Source organism: Micromonospora sp. NPDC049529 (assembly GCF_055586685.1).
The window spans coordinates 107,782-126,364 of record NZ_JBVJHT010000010.1; the positions used below are offsets into that span (position 1 = coordinate 107,782).

Sequence of the window (18,583 nt, forward strand, 5' to 3'; positions counted from 1 at the left end):
GTCACGACAACGGGATCCCTGGCCCGACCGGTCACGGTCGGGCCAGGGATCTTCCGCGTACGGATTCAGGGAACGGTCTTCTCGACTGCGGCCGAGCCCTCCTCGGCCAGCATCCGGCGAGCCCGTTCGAGGTTGGCCGGGGTGGGATCCTGGCCCCACGCGGCGACCAGGTCCTCCGGATCCCAGGGCTGTTCGGCGCCGGTACGCGTCTCGTCCGGGCCGGGGAAGCCACCGCCCTGCGAGTCGCCGATCAGCTCCTCGGTGGGCGGGAAGTCACCCGGTACGTCGTCCGGCCCGATGAACCTCGGGTTGTCCGGGTCCTGCCCACCGCCCGTGCGCAGCTGCGGCAGGGTGCTCTCGTCGTCGGCGGCCGAGGCCATTTCCGGGGACTCCTCCAACGGCCGGTCCGGGCCCGGATCGCGTTCGGTCATGTTGCTGCCCTCCTGTCCGGTAGCGGCGTCGTTCCCATCGGGCTCGGCTACCCGGGATCGCGCGGGCCATGCCGGCCGCACCGCGCCCGGCCGGCAGGCCACCGTCGGGACGCGTGGCCGTGGAACGGTTCGGACGGGCGGTGCGGCAGCGGTACGGATCAGTGGGCGAGCACCCGGTCGAGGAAGTCGCGGTACCGGCGGATGTTCAGTCGGATCCGCTCGGTCTCGCCGGCATCGTCACCGCCGTCAGCGCTGTCACCACCGTTGTCGAGCTTGTCGCGCTGGTCGGCGAGAGCCGAGGTCAGCGACTCGACGGCCTCTCCGACCAGTCCGCGCGCCTCACCGAGGGCGGCCTGCGGGTCGTCCACGAAGCGCAGTTGCACCTCACGCCAGCGGTCGCGGAGTCCGGCGGTGGTGTCGGCGTCGAGCAGCGGCCCGACCCCGTCCCGGCCGTCCGCATCACCGACGTCCGAAGCGCCCCTGCCCGAGGCACCGACGTCCGAAGCGCTGACGTCCGAGGCACCGACGTCCGAGGGACCGAGGTCCGGAGCTGCGGTGCCCGGAGTTGTCGTGTCCGGCGTGGCCGTGGCTGTGGTCGTACCCGGTCCGGGGTTCGGGGTGTCGGTAGCCCGGCCGTCGTTGCGGCCGTTGTCGGGGCCCACGGTCGTCTCTTCCCGGGCGTCGAACTCCTCGGTCCGGTCGCCGCTGGCCAGCGCGGACGCGGCTACCGCCCCGCTGACGGTCGGGGCACCGAACGAGGTCGGCAGCGGCGCCGGTTCGTGGTACTCGATCCGATCCGGGTCGTCCGCCCGGTCCCGACCGTCGACCGGGTCGCGGCCGTCGGTCCGGTCCCGGTCCGGATCCCGGTCGTCGGTCCGGTCCGGGTCGTCGGGCCAGTCCCGGTCGTCGACCTGTACGGGGGTGCGGTTGGTCTGCTGGTCGTCCTGCTGCTGGTCGTGCTGGCGCATGGGGATGTACTCCTTCACCGGCTCGGCGCGTCCTGCGGCGACTGCCGCGGGGCGGGCTCTGGTGTGTGCTGGGGCTTCTGGGGCTGGGAGTCCGCAACGCCCGCCGGGGAACGGTCGCTCGGCCCGGTCGCGGCTACCGGGTCGGTGCCGAGCAGATCGGCGAAGAGGGCCCGGTAGTGCACCAGGGCCTGACGCAGGTCTTCGGTGCCGGCCTCGCCACGCTCGTCGCGCAGGCGGATCTCGTGGGCGTCGCGGTAGTGGGACAGGGTGCGGGCGTGTTCGACGGAGAGGGTCGCGAGCTGCTCGTCGTAGTTCCCGGTCGGGTAGCCGCGTTCGGCGATCAGGCGGGTGACCAGTTCGTCGGCGGCCCCGACCGAGTCGTTGGGCGCGTCGACGAAGTTGGCCTGGATGTCCGCCCAGGTGGTGGCGTACCGCTGGCGGGACTGCGCGGAGAGCGGGGTGAGGGTCAGCTCGGCGTGCCGGCGGGTGCGTTCGCGCAGTTCCCGCTCGGCGTCGCCGCGGCTCTCCCGTTCGGCGACCGCCTGGTCGTACTCCGGTCCGAAGCGGCGGCGCAGCGCGGCCCGGCGGGCGACCGCCCAGATCGACGCGGCGACCACCACGACGAGTACGGCGGCCCCGACAATGACGATGACCTGCGTGGGTGACATGGGATCCTCCTTCACCCTCTGCTATTCCCGCTGCGAGGTGATCGCCAATCCCCGGCCGGCACATTTTCCCCCGATGGTTGGTTTGATCGTCCCGTACTGCATGGTATGCCCGGTATTGTGTGTGATTTGCGGCGCTCCGGCGGTGTCGCCGGTCAAGCCGGGTAGTTAACTTGACTCATTCCAGAAAACGCGGTTGGGTGGCGGGGTACCAGTCGGATCTCGACCACGTGCCGGACGTCATCGAGATCAGTTTCTGGAGCCGTCGTGCCGGCTGCCAGGAATCGTCAGGAGGAGAAGGATGAGCGATCCCCGGGCATCCAAGCCGACGCTCACGACCCGTCAGGGTCACCCCGTGCACAACAACCAGCAGCAGCGTACGGTCGGGTCACGCGGCCCGGCGACGCTGGAGAACTACCACTTTCTTGAGAAGATCAGCCACTTCGACCGGGAACGGATCCCGGAGCGGGTGGTGCACGCCCGCGGCTTCGTCGCCCACGGCGAGTTCGAGGCGTACGGCCGGATCGGCGACGAGCCCGCCTCGACGTACACCCGGGCCAAGCTGTTCCGGACCGAGGGCAAGAAGACCCCGGTCTCGGTGCGCTTCTCCACCGTCATCGGCGGCCGGGACTCGTCCGAGGCGACCCGGGACCCGCGCGGGTTCGCGGTCAAGTTCCGCACCGACGACGGCAACTGGGACCTGGTCGGCAACAACCTGCCGGTCTTCTTCATCCGGGACGCGATCAAGTTCCCGGACGTGATCCACTCGCTCAAGCCGGACCCGGTGACCTTCCGCCAGGAACCGAACCGGATCTTCGACTTCATGTCCAACACCCCCGAGTCGATGCACATGCTGACCTGGCTGTTCAGCCCGCGCGGCATCCCGGCCAACTACCGGACCCAGGACGGCTTCGGGGTGAACACCTACCGGATGGTCAACGCCGCCGGTGAGGGCGTGCTGGTCAAGTACCACTGGAAGTCGCGGCAGGGGATCGAGTCGCTGACCGAGGAGCAGGCCGCCGCGATCCAGGCCACCGAGCTGGGGCACGCCTCGAAGGACCTGTACGAGTCGATCGAGCGCGGCGAGTTCCCGCAGTGGGAGCTGAACGTCCAGATCATGAGCGACGACGAGCACCCGGAGCTGGACTTCGACCCGCTCGACGACACCAAGACCTGGCCGGAGGACGTGTTCCCACTGCGCCCGGTCGGTGTGATGACGCTCAACCGCAACGTCACCGACCACCACAACGAGAACGAGCAGATCGCGTTCGGCACCGGCGTGCTGGTCGACGGGCTGGACTTCAGCGACGACAAGATGCTCGTCGGCCGGACGTTCTCCTACTCCGACACCCAGCGCTACCGGGTCGGCCCGAACTACCTCCAACTCCCGGTGAACGCGCCGCGCGCGGACGTACGGGTGAGCACCAACCAGACCGGCGGCCAGATGTCGTACGGAATGGACAACCGAGGCGCGAACCCGCACATCAACTTCGAACCGTCGTCCGTCGCCGGCCTGCGGGAGGCCGACGACTCCTACCGCGAGTACCGGCCGCACGTCTCGGGTCAGGTGCTGCGCGCGCCGATCGAGCGGCAGAACAACTACGCCCAGGCCGGTGAGCGGTTCCGCACCATGCCCGAGTGGGAGCGCGACGACCTGGTGCGCAACCTCGTCAACCAGCTGGGCCAGTGCGACAAGCACATCCAGGAAAAAATGGTGTGGCACTTCGACCAGGCGGACGAGGCGTTTGGCCGCCGGGTCGCCGAGGGTCTGGGGCTGACCGCCAACGGCTGATCCGATTGGTCGATGTCGACGCCGTCATGAGCGGTGACGGCACCGGCGCCGACTATCGCGCGCTACCGAGGGGTGTCCCGGAGACTGTCTCCGGGACACCCGTTCCGCCCGTACGCCGATGGTGGGTGCTTGTCCGGCAATAGCGGTGACGGCCCGGTGACAATGGTGCCGGCGGGCCCGACCGATCGGGCATCGGTTGCGATTATGGTCGAGATTGGACAGTGGTTCGGAAGCCCACCCGGAACGTCCGGTAGTGCATACGTCGCCGATTACGTATCCTGCCGGAGGCGCACGCTCGAATTCCGTGACTTCTCCTCGGGAGGACGCGGATCGGCCGGGCCCGGTCTTCCCTCCTGCCACCCCCGGGCGAGGTCCGATGAACAGCCGTAACTGGACGATCCGTTCAAAGATCATCGCGTTGGTCGCGGTGCCGATCGCCGCGCTGCTGGCGTTGTGGATCTTTGCCACCCTGCTCACCGTCGAGCCCGCCACCCGACTGCTCTCCGCGCAGTCCCTGCTCGACAAAGTCGGGAAACCGGGCACCGTCGTGGTCGGTGAACTCCAGGCCGAACGCCGGCTCTCCGTCCGGTACCTGGCCGGCGGTGACCTCGCAGCCTTGACCGAGCAGCGGGCGCAGACCGACCGGGCGATCGCCGACATGCGCCGCCTCACCAACGAGAGCGGTCTGCTCGACTCCGGCGGCGACCAGCTCCGCAACCGGGTCGACCAGCTCTTCGTCGCCCTGGACGCGCTCCCCGCCGGCCGGGGCTTCATCGACCGCAAGGACATGGACCGGGCCGGGGCGTTCGGGCTCTACAGCGGCACCGTCACGCTGACGTACCAGGTCTTCGACTCGATGGCCGCACTGGGCGTCGACGGCGTCAACGTGGAGTCGCTCAACGTGATCTCCCTCGGTCGCGCCCGCGAGATATTCGACCAGGTCGACGCCGTACTCGCCGGGGCGTTCGTCGCCGGCCGCTTCGCCGACGGGGAGTACCCGCAGGCGGTGCAGGCGATCGGCACCCAACGCTTCCTCTACGAGGAGGCGGTGGCCGAGCTGCCGGAGAGCGACCGGATCGCGTACCAACGGATGATCGACGGAGACGACTTCGTCCGGGTCCGGGCGATGATGGCCGAGGTGGTCGAGAAGGGCCGGACCGGTGCCGCGGTGCCGGTCGACGCGCAGGCGTGGCGGACCAGCTACGAGAAAACCCAACAGCAGCTGTACGACTTCGAGCTGGCCGCCGCCGACACGCTGACCGACCGGGCCAAGCCGGTCGCGGTCGAGGTGCTGGTCCGGCTCGGCCTCGCCGGCCTGCTCGGGCTGGCCGCGGTCATCCTGTCCATGTTCATCGCGATCCGGGTCGGCCGCTCGCTGATCGGGCGACTGACCGGCCTGCGTACGGCCGCACTGGACCTCGCCGGCCACCGGCTGCCCGACGTCGTCGGCCGGTTGCGCCGGGGCGAGGAGGTCGACGTCGCCCGCGAGTCCCCGGACCTGGAGTACGGCCGCGACGAGATCGGCCAGGTCGGGAACGCGTTCAGCGAGGTGCAGCGCACCGCCGTACGTTCCGCCGTGGACGAGGCGGGGCTGCGGCGCGGCATGAACGAGGTCTTCCTCAACATCGCCCGGCGCAGCCAGACACTGCTGCACCGCCAGCTCGCCCTGCTCGACAAGATGGAACGGCGGGTCACCGAGCCGGAGGAGCTGGAGGACCTGTTCCGGATCGACCACATGGCCACCCGGATGCGCCGGCACGCCGAGGACCTGGTGATCCTCGCCGGTGCCGCCCCCGGCCGGGGCTGGCGCAACCCGGTCGCCATGGTCGACGTGATCCGGGGAGCGATCTCCGAGGTGGAGGACTACGCGCGGGTCGACGTGGCCGCCGTACAGCCGGCGTCGACCGTCGGCCCGGCGGTCGGTGACGTGATCCACCTGCTGGCCGAGGTGATCGAGAACGCCACCTCGTTCTCGCCGCCGCACACCCGGGTACGGGTCACCGGGCAACTGGTCCCGAACGGGTACGCGATCGAGGTCGAGGACCGGGGCCTGGGGATGACCCCGGAGGCGTTGGAGCTGGCGAACCGACGGTTGGCCGACCCGCCCGAGTTCGACCCGGTGAACAGCGCCCGGCTGGGCCTGTTCGTGGTCGCCCAGCTCGGCGCCAGGCACGGGGTCAGGGTGCAACTGCGCTCGTCGGCGTACGGCGGGGTGACCGCGGTCGCGCTGATCCCCGGTGAACTGGTGGTCCCCGGCAACGGCCCGCTCGCCCTGCCCGGCCGACCGGTGGAGCCGGTCCGGACCAGCGACCCGGTCGAGGTCGGCGAATTGGTGGAGCCGGAGTCGGCGCCCGGTTCGGCGGCACCGACGCTCTCCGGGGCGACGCTGCCGTCGCGGGGCGGCGGCGGTCCCGGAGCGCGGGCCGGGTTGCTCGGCCGGGTCGGTTCGGGGCAGCGGGCCGGTTCGGGTGCACCGGAGCGGCGGGCCCGGACCCTGGGCCGGTTGACCGCGGTGCCGAGCGCACCGGACCGGGACACGCCCGACCGTACGGGTGGTCCGTTCGTGGCGCCCGTACCCAACGGCGTGCCGGGCGGGGCGACCGCGCCGACCGCCGAACCCGCCGAGGTGCCGGCCGGTGAGGACGGCCTGCCCCGCCGGATCCGGCAGACCAGTCTCGCCCCGCAGTTGCGCGAGCCGACCGGGTCGGCCCAGCCGGCCGCCCGGAGCACGGGTGCACCGGCGCAGCGGGCGACGCCGGCCGGACGCTCACCGGAGGAGGTGCGGGCGATGATGTCGGCGATGCAGGCCGGCACCGCCCGGGGCCGGCGGGACGCGGCGAGCCCGACCGACGCACCCACCGTCCAACTGGCGACCATCAAACCGTCCACCGCCGCGCCGGCCAGCGCCCCGCAGACCGTTCCCGACGAGCCGGTCACCGCCCCGCCGGCCAGCGCAGCCGATGCCCCGGTCGTCGACCCGGGCTCCACCGATTCTGGAAGGGACGCGTAGTGGTGCACCCGACGAGGCCGGCCGATCTCGCCTGGCTCCTCGACGACCTCGTGGAGCGCGTACCGACCGCGGAACAGGCCGTGGTGCTCTCCGCGGACGGGTTGCTGATGGCCGCGTCCCGGGGGCTGTCCCAGGAGGACGCCGAGCACATGTCCGCCATGGCCGCCGGCTTCCAGAGTCTGGCCAAGGGGGCAAGCCGGCAGTTCACCGCCGGTCCGGTACGGCAGACCGTGGTCGAGATGGAGTCGGCGTTCCTCTTCGTCACCGCCGCCGGGCAGGGCGCCTGCCTGGCCGTGCTCTGTGGCGCCGACTCCGACATCGGCCTGATCGCGTACGAGATGGCGATGCTGGTGACCAGGGTCGGCGAGTTCCTGAGCACACCGAGCCGTGCTGCTGGGGTGAGCGCCGATGCAAGATGAGCTGCCCGGACCGCACCACGACTGGTTGGATTCCGACGCCGGGCCGGTGGTCCGCCCGTACATGATGACCGGTGGTCGGGTCCGGCCGGCGGTCGGCGGCTTCGACCTGGTCGCGTTCGTGGTCGCGGCCGTCTCCAGCGGTGACGGCCGGGGCGAACAGCTCCAGCCGGAGCACCGGCAGATCCTCCGGCTGAGCCAGGAGCCGATCTCGGTCGCCGAGGTCGCCTCCTATCTCGACCTGCCGTTGGGGGTGGTCCGGATCCTCCTCGCCGACCTGCTCACGGCCGAGCTGATCGCGATGTACGAGCCCTCGTCGGCACCCAGTTTCCCCGAAGACGACATCCTCAAGGCGGTGGTCAATGGACTCCGTGCGCTCTGACCGGACCGGATCGGCCCGGCGAATCCCGCTCGCGTTGAAGATCCTGGTCGCCGGGGGATTCGGCGCCGGCAAGACCACCCTCGTCGGCGCGGTGAGCGAGATCAGGCCGTTGCAGACCGAGGAGGTGCTGACCGACGCCGGGGTGGGCACCGACGACCTGGCCGGTGTCGAGGGCAAGTCCACCACCACGGTGGCGATGGACTTCGGCCGGATCTCGATCAACGAGGACCTTCAGGTCTACCTGTTCGGCACCCCCGGCCAGGACCGGTTCTGGTTCCTCTGGGACGAGTTGGCGTTCGGCGCGCTCGGGGCGGTGGTGCTGGCCGACACCCGCCGGCTCGCCGACTGTTTCCCCTCGGTGGACTACTTCGAGCGGCGGGGGACGCCGTTCGTCGTCGGGGTCAACTGCTTCGAGGGGGCGCAACAGTTCAGCCCGGCGTCGGTCCGAGGTGCGCTGGACCTCGATCCGGACGTGCCGGTGGTGCTCTGCGACGCCCGCAGCCGCCAGTCCGGCAAGGGTGTGCTGGTCACCCTGGTCGAGCACGTGGCGGCCCGGCGCGGCGTGGCGGTCTCGGCGAACTGACCCGTCAGGCGGCGGCGATCAGGCCGACGCCCGGTCAGGCGGCGACGATCAGGACCTCCAGCCGGCGCGGGCCGTGCACGCCCTCGACCCGGTTCAGTTCGATGTCGCTGGTCGCCGACGGGCCGGAGACCAGGGTCAGCGGTCGGGTCGGGTCGGCCAGCCGACGCAGCGCCTGCGGCACCCCGCCGACGACCTGACCGGCCCGGACCACGCAGACGTGATGGTCGGGGACCAGGGTGAGCAGCCGCCGACCCTGGTCGGGGCCGGTGTCGAGGATCAGCGTGCCGGTCTCGGCGATCGCCACCGCGCAGCCGGTGACCACGGCGAGCCCCGGCGCGTCCAGGTCGGTCACCGTCAGGGGCCGCGGCTCGCCGTCGCGCACGACCGTCCCCGGGTACGCGGACAGCCAGCCCGCCGGCAGTCCACCCGGCACCGCCACCGCCGGTACGCCACCGAGCAGCCCGCCGAGCGCCTCGGCCACCCCGTCCGGTGCGCAGTGCGTGACCGTGGCCCGGTAGTCGAGCAGCCGGTCCACCAGCAGCTCGACCAGCGCCGGATCGACCGCTGCGGGTTCAGCCGGTGTGCGGTCGGTCGACGCCGAGCCGACCGGTGCCGACGGTGCCGGCTCCGGGGTGACGACGTACTGCCGGGGAACGGTGACCGGGGCGATCGGTGCGACCGCCCGGAGCCGGGCCATGATCTCGTCCCGTGCGGTTCTGGTCATGACAGCCCCTCCACCGCCGAGCCGGCGGTGCCGGGTGCGGTCCGTCGGTCGTCGGCGGACCACGGTCGGGTCCGCCGGTGTTCAGCCCCGGCCACGGCCGCCCCACCATTCCCGGAAGGTCTCCGGTGCCGGCAGCGGGGCGTCCCGGCTTGCGGTCCAGCCGGACAGCGGCCAGGGCAGGTGCCGGATCGCGGTCCGCCGGCCGCCCAGACGCAACGGGGCGGCGCCCCGGCGGGCGGCACGCAGCGCGGCGGTGTACCGGCGGCGGTCCCGCATCACCCAGGACATCGCCCGCATCGCGGTCCGTTCCGCCGACGGCCGGCCCCGTTTCGCGTCGACTCCCCGCTGGCGCAGGTGCACCAGTACCTCCGGGATGTCGATCCGGACCGGGCAGGCGTCGAAGCAGGCACCGCAGAGCGTCGAGGCGTACGGCAGGGTCGCGTTCGCGCCCGCGTCCGGCCCGGTCATCTGCGGCGACAGGATCGCGCCGATCGGGCCCGGGTAGACCGACCCGTACGCGTGCCCGCCGACCCGCTCGTAGACCGGGCAGACGTTCAGACAGGCGGAGCAGCGGATGCAGCGCAACGCCTGCCGCCCGACCGGGTCGGCGCGGGTGTCGGTACGTCCGTTGTCCACCAGCACGATGTGCACCTGCTGCGGCCCGTCGCCCCCGGTGACCCCGGTCCACATCGAGGTGTACGGGTTCATCCGCTCCCCGGTCGAGGAGCGGGGCAGCAGTTGCAGGAACACCTCCAGGTCGCCGAAGGTGGGCAGCAGTTTCTCGATCCCGACCACCGAGATCAGCGTCTCCGGCAGCGTGAGACACATCCGCCCGTTGCCCTCGGACTCGACCACGACCAGGGTGCCGGTCTCGGCGATGGCGAAGTTGGCGCCGGAGATCGCGACCTTGGCGGAGAGGAACTTGGCCCGCAGGTGGCGGCGGGCGGCTTCGGCGAGGGCGGCCGGTTCGTCGGTGAGCGCGGTGGCGTCCACACCGGGCATCCGTTCGGCGAAGATGTCCCGGATCTGGTGCCGGTTGTAGTGGATAGCCGGGACCAGGATGTGCGAGGGCTGGTCGTCGGCGAGTTGCACGATCAGTTCGGCCAGGTCGGTTTCGACGGCGGCGATACCGACCGCTTCGAGCGCCTCGTTCAGCCCGATCTCCTGGGTGGCCATCGACTTGACCTTGACCACCTCGGCGGTGCCGGTCTGCCGCACCAGCCGGGTGACGACGGCGTTGGCCTCCTGCGCGTCGCGGGCCCAGTGCACGGTGGCGCCGGCCGCGGTGGCGGCGGCCTCGAACCGGTCGAGCAGTTCGGGGAGCCGGGCCAGCACGTCGTCCTTGATAGCCGCACCGGAGACCCGCAGCGCCTCCCAGTCGGGCACCTCGCCGACCACTCGCAGCCGCTTGTCCCGGATGGTGTGGGTGGCCCGGCGCAGGTTGGCCCGCAGTTGCGGGTCGGCGAGCCTGGTCCGCGCGGCCACCGGGAACGGTTGCCGCGCGACGATGTTCCCGGTCCCGGTCATGCGGTCGCCCCCGTCTTCCCGGCGCCGGCCACGGTCCCCGTTCCGGCCACGGTCCCCGTTCCGGCCACGGTCCCCGTTCCGTTCACCGTTCCGGCCACGGTCTGCGCGCCGTCGACCGTGCCGGCGAGGATCTCGGCGTAGTGGACGGCGCGTACCTCGGGCCGGGTGCCGCCGTCGCCGTCAGGTCGGCCGGTGCGGCGGGAGAGTCCACCGCCGATGTGGGCCAGGCAGGAGTTGTCGGCGGCGGCGACGTACCCCGCTCCGGTGGAGCAGACCGCGTCGCACTTGTCGGCCAGCATCGCCCCGGAGACCCCGGCGTTCTTGACCGCGAACGTGCCGCCGAAGCCGCAGCACTCCTGCGCGCCGGGCAGCTCGACCAGGTCGAGGTCGCGTACGGCCCGCAGCAGTCGCAGCGGTTTGTCGCCGAGCCGCAGCATGCGCAGGCCGTGACAGGTCGGGTGGTACGTGACCCGGTGCGGGAACGAGGCGCCGAGATCGGTCACGCCGAGCACGTCGACCAGCAGTTCGGAGAGTTCGTACGTGCGCGGGGCGAGGTCGGCGACCCGCCGGGCCAGGACCGGGTCGCCCTGGGCCAGCCGGGGGTACGACTCCCGCACCATCGCCACGCACGAGCCGGACGGGGCCACCACGGCCTCGTACGGGCCGAAGGTGTCGACGAACCGGCGGACCAGCGGCATCGCCTCGGCCCGGTAGCCGCTGTTGGCGTGCATCTGGCCGCAGCAGCTCTGTTCGGTGGGGAACTCGACGGTGTGGCCGAGCCGTTCCAGGATCGTCACCACCGCCCGTCCGGTGCCGGGGAACACCAGGTCGTTGACGCAGGTCACGAAGAGCGCGATGCGCACCGATTCTCCTTTCGCGGCAGGTCGGACCGTCCGGGGTGGGGCACGTCAGGTGGTCTCGAAGAAGGGGAGGTGCCGGTCGCGGGCGGCGAGCAGGTGGTCGCGCATGGCGGCACCGGCGGTGTCCGCGTCACCGGCGGCCACCGCGTCCACGATCCGGTGGTGTTCCCGGGCGCTGATCCCGTGGTGGGTGGCCGGGAAGTAGAGCCGGAACAGGTGCAGGTGGGACCGGAGCCGGACGACGGCGTCGTGCAGCAGTTGGTTGCCGGCCCGTTCGGCGACGAGGTGGTGGAACCGGGCGTCGGTGTTGGTGAATTCCGCGATGGCGGCGAAGCCCTCGGTGCCCGGTGCCGGGCCGGGCAGTTCGGCCGCCGCGCGGAGCTGGTCGAGCGCTTCGGCGGGGTCGGGCAGCCCGGCGATCCGGCGGGTGGCCCGCTCGGTGGCGACCGGTTCGAGGATCAGCCGCATCTCGACCAGTTCGTCGAACTCGGCGCGGGTGAGCAGCGGGGTGGCGGTGTAGCCGGCGAGTGCGCGTTTGCGGACCAGGCCGTCGGATTCGAGTCGGGCGAGTGCCTCCCGGACCGGGGTCGGGGAGACCTGTAGCTGCCGGGCCAGCGCGTCGATGTTGATCCGCTCGCCGGGTGCCACGGCATGGTCCATCACCAACGTACGCACCGACTCGTAGACGTCGTCGGCGAGTGTCGTTCGTCGCGCGGGCCGCAATACCTCTACCACGATCGAAGATCCTATAGGATCCGTTGCCGGTGACGGAAGGGCTCGGCGGTCGCCGCTTTTGTGGCACCGCGATCGCGTCCTGCCGGGCGGGTCGGCCCGCGCTCTGGTTGGATCGAGCGGGTGCACCGGAACCCGCACCGGGACCGGGCGGCGGACGGAGCGGCGGATGGCTGACGGCGGCGAGATCGTCTACCTCGGTTGTTACACCGGGGAGGCCGGTGGGCGCGGGAGCGGCATCGTCGCGGCCCGACGGGATCCGGTCTCCGGCGCGCTCGACCCGCTCGGCACGGTCGCCCCGACCGTCTCACCGTCGTTCCTCGCCCGGCACCCGACCCAACCCGTGCTGTACGCGGTGAACGAGCGCGCACAGGGAACGGTCAGCGCCTGGGCGATCGAGGCCGACGCCGACCTGCGCCCGCTCGGCAGTTGGTCCACCGGCGGCGACAGCCCCTGTTACCTGGCCGTCGGGGCGGACGGTCGGCACCTGTTCAGCGCGAACTACGGCAGCGGCAGTGTGGCCGTACACCCGTTGGACCTGGTCGGGGTGCCGGGTGAGCGGACCGATCTGCGCACGCACGACGGACACGGTCCGGACCCGCAGCGGCAGGAGCGGGCGCACGCCCACATGGTCTCGCCGGACCCCGACGGCGACTCGCTGCTCGCGGTGGACCTGGGTACCGACACCGTCTACCGGTACGACCTGGACGCGCTCGGCGGGCGGCTGCTGCCGCGCGAACCGCTCAACCGGACCCGACCCGGCACCGGTCCCCGGCATCTTGCCCGCCATCCCGACCGGCGTCGCTGTTATCTCGCCGGTGAACTGGATGCGTCGGTGATTGCGTACACAATGGAGGGTGGTGGCACGCTGCGGGAACGCGGTCGGGTCGCGGCGAGCGCCCGGCACGGAACCGTGCAACCGTCCGAGATCGCGGTACGACCCGACGGCCACTTTCTCTACGTCGCCAGCCGGGGAGTGGGCACGATCTCGGTGTTCGCGCTCGACGCGGAGATCCCGCGATACGTCACCGAGGTGGCCACCGGCGGCACCTGGCCGAGGCATTTCGCATTGATCGGTACGCACCTCTACGTCGCCGACGAACGGGCCGACGTGGTGAGCGTGTTCGTCGTCGACCCGGCGAGCGGGATCCCCGAGCCGGCCGGCTCGGTCGCGGTCGCGAGCCCCACCTGCGTGCTGGGGCCGCTGTCCCCGGTGCCGGTCGCGGGTCGCTGAGTCGGCCAGCGATGGTGATAATTTTTACCGACATAAATGCTAATCAGCGAGGGTCTGTCAAATGCGCGGCTTGCTCCAGTTGAAAGCAAGGGCACGAAAGCTCACCTGCTGGGCGGATTACCCGACAGTTTGACGTCAATCAACTACGCAGTGTGAAATTTCGAGCGAGATCTGTATCTCCTGCGTAACTTTCGACCGAACGTAGGTGGCATTATGCGGAGTCGTTACGCAAGATGGTCAACGTGTCGGGCCGCCATCGCATGCGTAACAGTATTCGTGGAGCAGGCGCCATCGCAGCGGCGATGGCGCTTGTCCTTGTTGTGGTGGGGGCGTGGTTCGGCTATCGGCAGTTGGCCGAACCGGCCTGCACCGGGCAGTTGCGCCTGAACGTGCACGCCGCCCCGGAGATCGAGCCGGCCGTGCGGGACGCCGCCGCCCAGTGGGCCGAGAACGGTGCCGCCGCCGAGGGTGTCTGCGTCGACGTCGCGGTCGCCGCCAAGGACCCGGCCGACGTGGCGGCGATCCTCGCCGGCCAGCACGGAGTCTCGCTGTCCGGGGTGGGCCAGGCGCCCGGCGCCGCCGAAACCCCCGACGTCTGGATTCCCGACTCCAGCACCTGGCTGCAACGACTGAGCAAGGAGGCGGCCGGTTTCGCGCCGACCAACAACGCGCCGATCGGCCGCAGCCCGGTGGTGGTCGCCATGCCGCAGCCGGTCGCCGCCGCAGCCGGCTGGCCGGACAAGAAGATCACCTGGACCGACCTGCTCAAGCAGGTGACCACCGGCACCAAGCTGCGGACCGGAATCGTCGAACCGACCCGCGACGCCGCCGGCCTGTCCGGGCTGCTCGCCCTCGGCGCCGCCGCCGGTGCGGCCGGTGGCGCCCAGGCCCAACAGGCCACCACCTCGGCGCTGCGTGCCCTGGCCGCCGGCCGCTCCACGGTCCGGCAGGACCTGCTGGCCAAGTTCCCCCGGGCCAACGACCCGGCAACGATCGCCTCCGCCATCAGCGCCGCCGCGCTGTCGGAGGAGGACGTCATGGAGTACAACGCCAAGCAGCCGCCGATCCCGCTCGCCGCGCTCTACGTCGAGCCGACCCCGCTGTCGCTGGACTACCCGTACGCGGTGATGCCCGGCATCGAGCCGGCGCGGGTCGCCGCCGCCGAGGGACTGTTCAAGGTGCTCACCGAGGCCAGCTTCAAGGACCGGTTGGCCAAGCAGAACCTGCGCGGACCGGACGGCACCTGGGGCGAGGGCTTCACTGCTCCCCAGGGCGCCCCGAGCCCGGCCGGTACGCCCACCTCCACCGCCTCCCCGGCGGCCGGCGGTACGGCGGCCGGCGGGCCCGACCCGGCCGCGATCAGCCGCGCCCTCTCCACCTGGACCGCGATCACCCTGCCGTCCCGGATGCTCGCCGTGATCGACGTGTCCGGCTCGATGCTGGAGACCGTGCCCACCGCCAACAACGCCACCCGCGCCCAGGTCACCCTCGCCGCCGCACAGGGCGGCCTCGACCTGTTCGACGAGTCGTGGGCGGTCGGCCTCTGGGTCTTCTCCACCGAACTGGTCGGCGCCCGGGACTACCGCGAACTGGTCCCGATCGGTCCACTGACCAGCCAGCGCGGCCAGCTCAAGACGGCGCTGGCCGGCATCACGCCGAAGCGTAACGGTGACACCGGCCTCTACGACACCGTGCTCGCGGCGTACAAGGCGGTGCAGGACGGGTGGGAGCAGGGCCGGGTCAACTCGGTGGTGATGCTGACCGACGGCAAGAACGAGGACGCCAACGGCATCACCCAGGAGAAGCTGCTGGCCGACCTGAAGGCGGCGGCCGACCCGGAACGGCCGATCCAGGTGGTCATCATCGGCATCGGCACCGGCGTCAACCGGGCGGAACTGGACGCGATCACCAAGGTGACCGGTGGCGGCGTGTTCGTCACCGAGGACCCGGCCAAGATCGGCGACATCTTCCTCCAGGCGATCGCACTGCGCCCGGCACCGCGCTGAGGCTCCGACGCTCGGATGGCCGGCCGGCCGATCGCTGACCGGCCATCCGGCGAAACCTTCACCGTACGGCCGGACATCGGACGATCCACCGACGCGGATCGCGCGTTCCGGGGGTTAGGGTACGCCCGGCGGGTACCCGGCCCCACGGGAAGTGACGGTAATCCGTCCGAAGCTCTCGGTAATCGGATCCGTAGGTGAAGATATGCGAGGTGTCCCGGCACCGCGGGTCCGATGGGGAGGACCAGCGGTTGAACCGGGATTCTCCGTGAGTGCGCTGGGGAGGGCCGGTGACGTCGGCAACACTGCTGAGCTCCGCAACTCTGCCTCCGGAACTGCCACCGGGGGCATCTGCTGTCACAACCAGATCACGGCATCGGGCCTACGTCCGAACCACCGTCATCTTCGACAGCATCGCCCTCGGAGTCGCCGTACTCGTCGGATACTTCGCCCGGTTCGGTGGCGACGACCCGCGCGGCTCCGACATCTCGTACTTCATCATCGGCCCGGCCCTGGTGCTGGTCTGGTTGCTCTCGCTGCGCGGACTGCGCTGCTATGACGACCGGGTGCTGGGCTACGGCGCGGACGAGTACCGGCGGGTCACCGCCGCCAGCCTGAGGCTGGCCGGCGGGATCGCGATCGCCGGCTACATCGCCGACGTCGGCGTGTCACGCGGATTCCTCGGCATCTCCTTCGCGCTCGGCACGGTCGGCCTGGTGGTGGCCCGGTTCGCCGCCCGTAAGCGGCTGCACCGGGCGCGTTCCAGGGGGACCGGGTGGGCCCGGCAGGTGCTGGTGGTCGGGGACACCCCGCACGTGTTGGAGTTGGTGCACACCCTGCGCCGAGAGCCGCACGCCGGCTACCAGGTGGTGGGCGCGTGTATCCCGGACGCGTTGTTGGCGCCGGTGCCGCAGCGGCTGGGTGACGTACCGGTGGTCGGTTCGTTGCGCGGGGTCGCGGACGCGGCCATGGCGGTCGGTGCCGACACGGTCGCGGTGACCGCGTCCGGTGAACTCACCGCCACCCGGCTGCGGCGACTGGGCTGGCAGTTGGAGGGCACCGGGATCGACCTGGTCCTGGCGCCGGCGCTGACCGACGTGGCCGGGCCGAGGATCCACACCACGCCGGTTGCCGGGCTGCCGCTGATCCACGTGGAGGCGCCCGAGTTCCGGGGCGCCCGCAAGGTGGTCAAGGGGTTCGTGGACCGGGCGGCGGCCTTCCTGGCGCTCACCCTGGCGCTGCCGATCCTGGCCGTGCTGGCGTTGGCGATCAAGCTGGACAGCCGGGGGCCGGTGATATTTCGGCAGATCCGGGTCGGCCAGGGTGGCCGGGAGTTCGGCGTCTACAAGTTCCGCACCATGGTCACCAACGCGGACGCACTGCTGGCCGAGTTGGCCGCCCGGAACGAGACCGACGGTCTGATGTTCAAGATGCGCGACGACCCCCGGGTGACCCGGGTGGGCAGGTTCCTGCGCAAGTGGTCGCTGGACGAGTTGCCGCAGCTCGCGAACGTCCTCTTCGGTCACATGAGCCTGGTCGGCCCGCGCCCACCACTCCCCTCCGAGGTGGCCCGCTACGACGGCGACGTCGCCCGCCGCCTGCTGGTCAAGCCCGGAATGACCGGCCTCTGGCAGGTCAGTGGCCGCTCCGACCTGACCTGGGAAGACGGCATCCGCCTGGACCTCTACTACGTAGAGAACTGGTCCCTGGCAGCCGACCTGACCATCCTCTGGAAAACCTTCGGCGCCGTAGTAAACAGCCGAGGCGCCTACTAACCCCCCCCCGGCCTCCCGCCTCCCCCGCCCCGCCGATTACGGCGTTGATCATGAAGTTAGCGCGGGTTTCCGGCTTCGGAACCCGCGCCAACTTCATGATCAACGGGGTTAGCCGGTCGGGGTGAGCCAGTGGGCGGGGTTGGACAGGACGGCGCGGACGATGGAGCCGGCGGCGCCGAGGACGGCGGCGTCGCGGGTGAGCAGGGACGGGCGTACGGCAACCGGTGACCAGGCGGCGGTGAGGACGCGCCGCCTCATTTCCGCCTCCAGGGGCGGGCAGAGCCACTGCGCCAGCGGCGCGTAAATCCCGCCGAGCACGACGGTGTCCAAGTCCAGCAGGTTGATCACACCGGAGATGGCCACACCGAGCGCGGTGGCCGCCTCGGTGAGCGCCCCGAGCGCCGCCGGGTCACCGGCACCGGCCTGCTCGGCGAGCCGGGCGATCGCCGCGTCGGCGGGCAGCCCCCGATTGGCGAGCCCGGCCCCGGCCAGGATCGCCTCCTGGCCGGCGTACTGCTCCAGACAGCCTCGGGAGCCGCAGCGGCAGGGGCGGCCGGTGGGGTGGACGGGCAGGTGACCGAGCTCGCCGCTCCAGCCACGGGCGCCCCGGAACAGGGCGCCGTGCAGCACGATGCCGGCCCCGATGCCGATCTCACCGGAGACGTACAAGAAGGTCGCCGGGCCCGGCGGACCGGCGTGCAGTTCGCCGAGGGCGGCCAGGTTCGCCTCGTTGTCGATGGTCAGCCAGCCGCCGACACCGGCCCGCTGCCCGGAGTTGGCCCCACCGGGCCCCTGGCCGGGTACGCGTCCCGGTGGTCGGGCCGGTGCCGGCGCGGCCACTCCCGGTTGACCGGGCGCGGTGAGCCGGTGACCCGCCAGGGCCGGGTGGCTGTTGAGCCCGCCGGCCAGGTCGACGTCGCGCCAGCCGAGGTTCGGTGCCAGCCGGACCACCCCGGTCGAGGTGACCAGACCGGGTACGGCGAGTGCCGTGCCCGCCAACACCAGACGCTGCCGCTGCGTCTCGGCGAGGGCGGTGGCGGCCAGGTCACCGAGGTCGTCGAGCACCTCGGCGGGAGGAATCAGGCGCAGATCGACCCGGCGGACCGCCCGGTGCCGGACGGCGCCGGTCAGGTCGACCACGCAGGCCGCCAGGTAGTCGACGTTGATCTCCAGGCCGAGCCCGGCCGGACCGTCGGTGGCCAGCACCAGGCCGAGTGCGGGTCGGCCGGCACCGGTCCGCGGAGCCGGGTCGACCTCGGCCAGCAGGTGCCCGCCGATCAGGTCGTCGACCAGGGCGGAGACGGTGGCCCGGGTCAGCCCGGTGGCGGTGGCGAGGTCGGCACGGGACGGCGGACGCGGCGCGTCGGTGATGTGGCGCAGCAGCAGGGCCAGGTTGTGCTCACGCAGACTCGCCTGGCGTACGGCCGTGCCCGCCGTACCCACCTGGCCGTTGCCGGGTTGCGTCACGTCTTGACAATGCC

Annotated in this window: 16 protein-coding genes; 8 read left to right on the forward strand and 8 right to left on the reverse strand. The window is 71.6% G+C overall.

Annotated elements, in window-relative coordinates:
• Nucleotides 1–65: 65 nt before the first annotated feature.
• From ACZ6QQ_RS18735 to ACZ6QQ_RS18745, 3 genes are all read right to left on the reverse strand, one after another.
• Nucleotides 66–431 carry a hypothetical protein gene (locus tag ACZ6QQ_RS18735; RefSeq protein WP_465877664.1) on the reverse strand — a complete coding sequence of 122 codons (366 nt, stop codon included), beginning with the start codon at nucleotides 429–431 and terminating at the stop codon, nucleotides 66–68.
• Between the two features lie 158 nt (nucleotides 432–589).
• Nucleotides 590–1,399, reverse strand: coding sequence for a hypothetical protein (locus ACZ6QQ_RS18740; RefSeq protein WP_465877665.1), 810 nt, complete (start codon nucleotides 1,397–1,399; stop codon nucleotides 590–592).
• A gap of 14 nt (nucleotides 1,400–1,413) precedes the next feature.
• Nucleotides 1,414–2,067, reverse strand: a complete 654-nt coding sequence (locus ACZ6QQ_RS18745; protein ID WP_465877667.1) for a hypothetical protein — start codon at nucleotides 2,065–2,067, stop codon at nucleotides 1,414–1,416.
• A 298-nt stretch (nucleotides 2,068–2,365) separates the two neighbouring features.
• Between ACZ6QQ_RS18745 and ACZ6QQ_RS18750 the strand changes: the two genes are divergently transcribed.
• The 5 genes from ACZ6QQ_RS18750 to ACZ6QQ_RS18770 all read left to right on the forward strand — a co-directional run bounded on the left by ACZ6QQ_RS18750 (nucleotide 2,366) and on the right by ACZ6QQ_RS18770 (nucleotide 8,247).
• Nucleotides 2,366–3,856, forward strand: a complete 1,491-nt coding sequence (locus tag ACZ6QQ_RS18750; RefSeq protein WP_465877669.1) for a catalase — start codon at nucleotides 2,366–2,368, stop codon at nucleotides 3,854–3,856.
• 376 nt (nucleotides 3,857–4,232) lie between these two features.
• A complete protein-coding gene (locus ACZ6QQ_RS18755) occupies nucleotides 4,233–6,866 on the forward strand; it encodes a sensor histidine kinase (RefSeq protein WP_465877670.1) in 2,634 nt (877 codons plus the stop codon).
• Entirely contained in the window at nucleotides 6,866–7,285 is a 420-nt protein-coding gene (locus tag ACZ6QQ_RS18760) for a roadblock/LC7 domain-containing protein (RefSeq protein ID WP_465877672.1), read from the forward strand. The genes ACZ6QQ_RS18755 and ACZ6QQ_RS18760 overlap by 1 nt, the downstream gene beginning before the upstream one ends.
• The gene (locus tag ACZ6QQ_RS18765) at nucleotides 7,275–7,664 is read left to right on the forward strand and encodes a DUF742 domain-containing protein (RefSeq protein ID WP_465877674.1); all 390 of its coding nucleotides are present in this window, start codon (nucleotides 7,275–7,277) and stop codon (nucleotides 7,662–7,664) included. The genes ACZ6QQ_RS18760 and ACZ6QQ_RS18765 overlap by 11 nt, the downstream gene beginning before the upstream one ends.
• A complete protein-coding gene (locus ACZ6QQ_RS18770; RefSeq protein WP_465877676.1) occupies nucleotides 7,645–8,247 on the forward strand; it encodes a GTP-binding protein in 603 nt (200 codons plus the stop codon). Before ACZ6QQ_RS18765 ends, ACZ6QQ_RS18770 begins: the two co-directional genes overlap by 20 nt.
• 34 nt (nucleotides 8,248–8,281) lie before the next feature.
• Here ACZ6QQ_RS18770 and ACZ6QQ_RS18775 read toward each other — a convergent pair whose 3' ends face one another.
• The 4 genes from ACZ6QQ_RS18775 to ACZ6QQ_RS18790 form a co-directional block, all read right to left on the reverse strand.
• Nucleotides 8,282–8,971 (reverse strand): LutC/YkgG family protein, encoded by a 690-nt coding sequence (locus ACZ6QQ_RS18775; protein WP_465877678.1) that lies wholly within the window; start codon nucleotides 8,969–8,971, stop codon nucleotides 8,282–8,284.
• A gap of 81 nt (nucleotides 8,972–9,052) precedes the next feature.
• Nucleotides 9,053–10,498 carry a LutB/LldF family L-lactate oxidation iron-sulfur protein gene (locus tag ACZ6QQ_RS18780; protein ID WP_465877679.1) on the reverse strand — a complete coding sequence of 482 codons (1,446 nt, stop codon included), beginning with the start codon at nucleotides 10,496–10,498 and terminating at the stop codon, nucleotides 9,053–9,055.
• A complete protein-coding gene (locus ACZ6QQ_RS18785) occupies nucleotides 10,495–11,361 on the reverse strand; it encodes a (Fe-S)-binding protein (RefSeq protein ID WP_465877680.1) in 867 nt (288 codons plus the stop codon). Before ACZ6QQ_RS18785 ends, ACZ6QQ_RS18780 begins: the two co-directional genes overlap by 4 nt.
• Before the next feature lie 45 nt (nucleotides 11,362–11,406).
• Nucleotides 11,407–12,093, reverse strand: a complete 687-nt coding sequence (locus ACZ6QQ_RS18790; protein WP_465877681.1) for a GntR family transcriptional regulator — start codon at nucleotides 12,091–12,093, stop codon at nucleotides 11,407–11,409.
• Between the two features lie 166 nt (nucleotides 12,094–12,259).
• Between ACZ6QQ_RS18790 and ACZ6QQ_RS18795 the strand changes: the two genes are divergently transcribed.
• From ACZ6QQ_RS18795 to ACZ6QQ_RS18805, 3 genes are all read left to right on the forward strand, one after another.
• On the forward strand, nucleotides 12,260–13,324 hold the full coding sequence (locus ACZ6QQ_RS18795; protein WP_465877683.1) for a lactonase family protein: 1,065 nt from the start codon (nucleotides 12,260–12,262) through the stop codon (nucleotides 13,322–13,324).
• Nucleotides 13,325–13,626: 302 nt separating this feature from the next.
• Nucleotides 13,627–15,330 (forward strand): substrate-binding domain-containing protein, encoded by a 1,704-nt coding sequence (locus tag ACZ6QQ_RS18800; RefSeq protein WP_465877685.1) that lies wholly within the window; start codon nucleotides 13,627–13,629, stop codon nucleotides 15,328–15,330.
• Between the two features lie 287 nt (nucleotides 15,331–15,617).
• On the forward strand, nucleotides 15,618–17,102 hold the full coding sequence (locus tag ACZ6QQ_RS18805) for a sugar transferase (RefSeq protein ID WP_465877686.1): 1,485 nt from the start codon (nucleotides 15,618–15,620) through the stop codon (nucleotides 17,100–17,102).
• Nucleotides 17,103–17,210: 108 nt separating this feature from the next.
• Here the strand turns inward: ACZ6QQ_RS18805 and ACZ6QQ_RS18810 are convergent, their stop codons facing one another.
• Complete coding sequence (locus ACZ6QQ_RS18810) at nucleotides 17,211–18,569, reverse strand: ROK family transcriptional regulator (protein WP_465877688.1); 1,359 nt, start codon at nucleotides 18,567–18,569, stop codon at nucleotides 17,211–17,213.
• Between the last annotated feature and the right edge of the window lie 14 nt (nucleotides 18,570–18,583).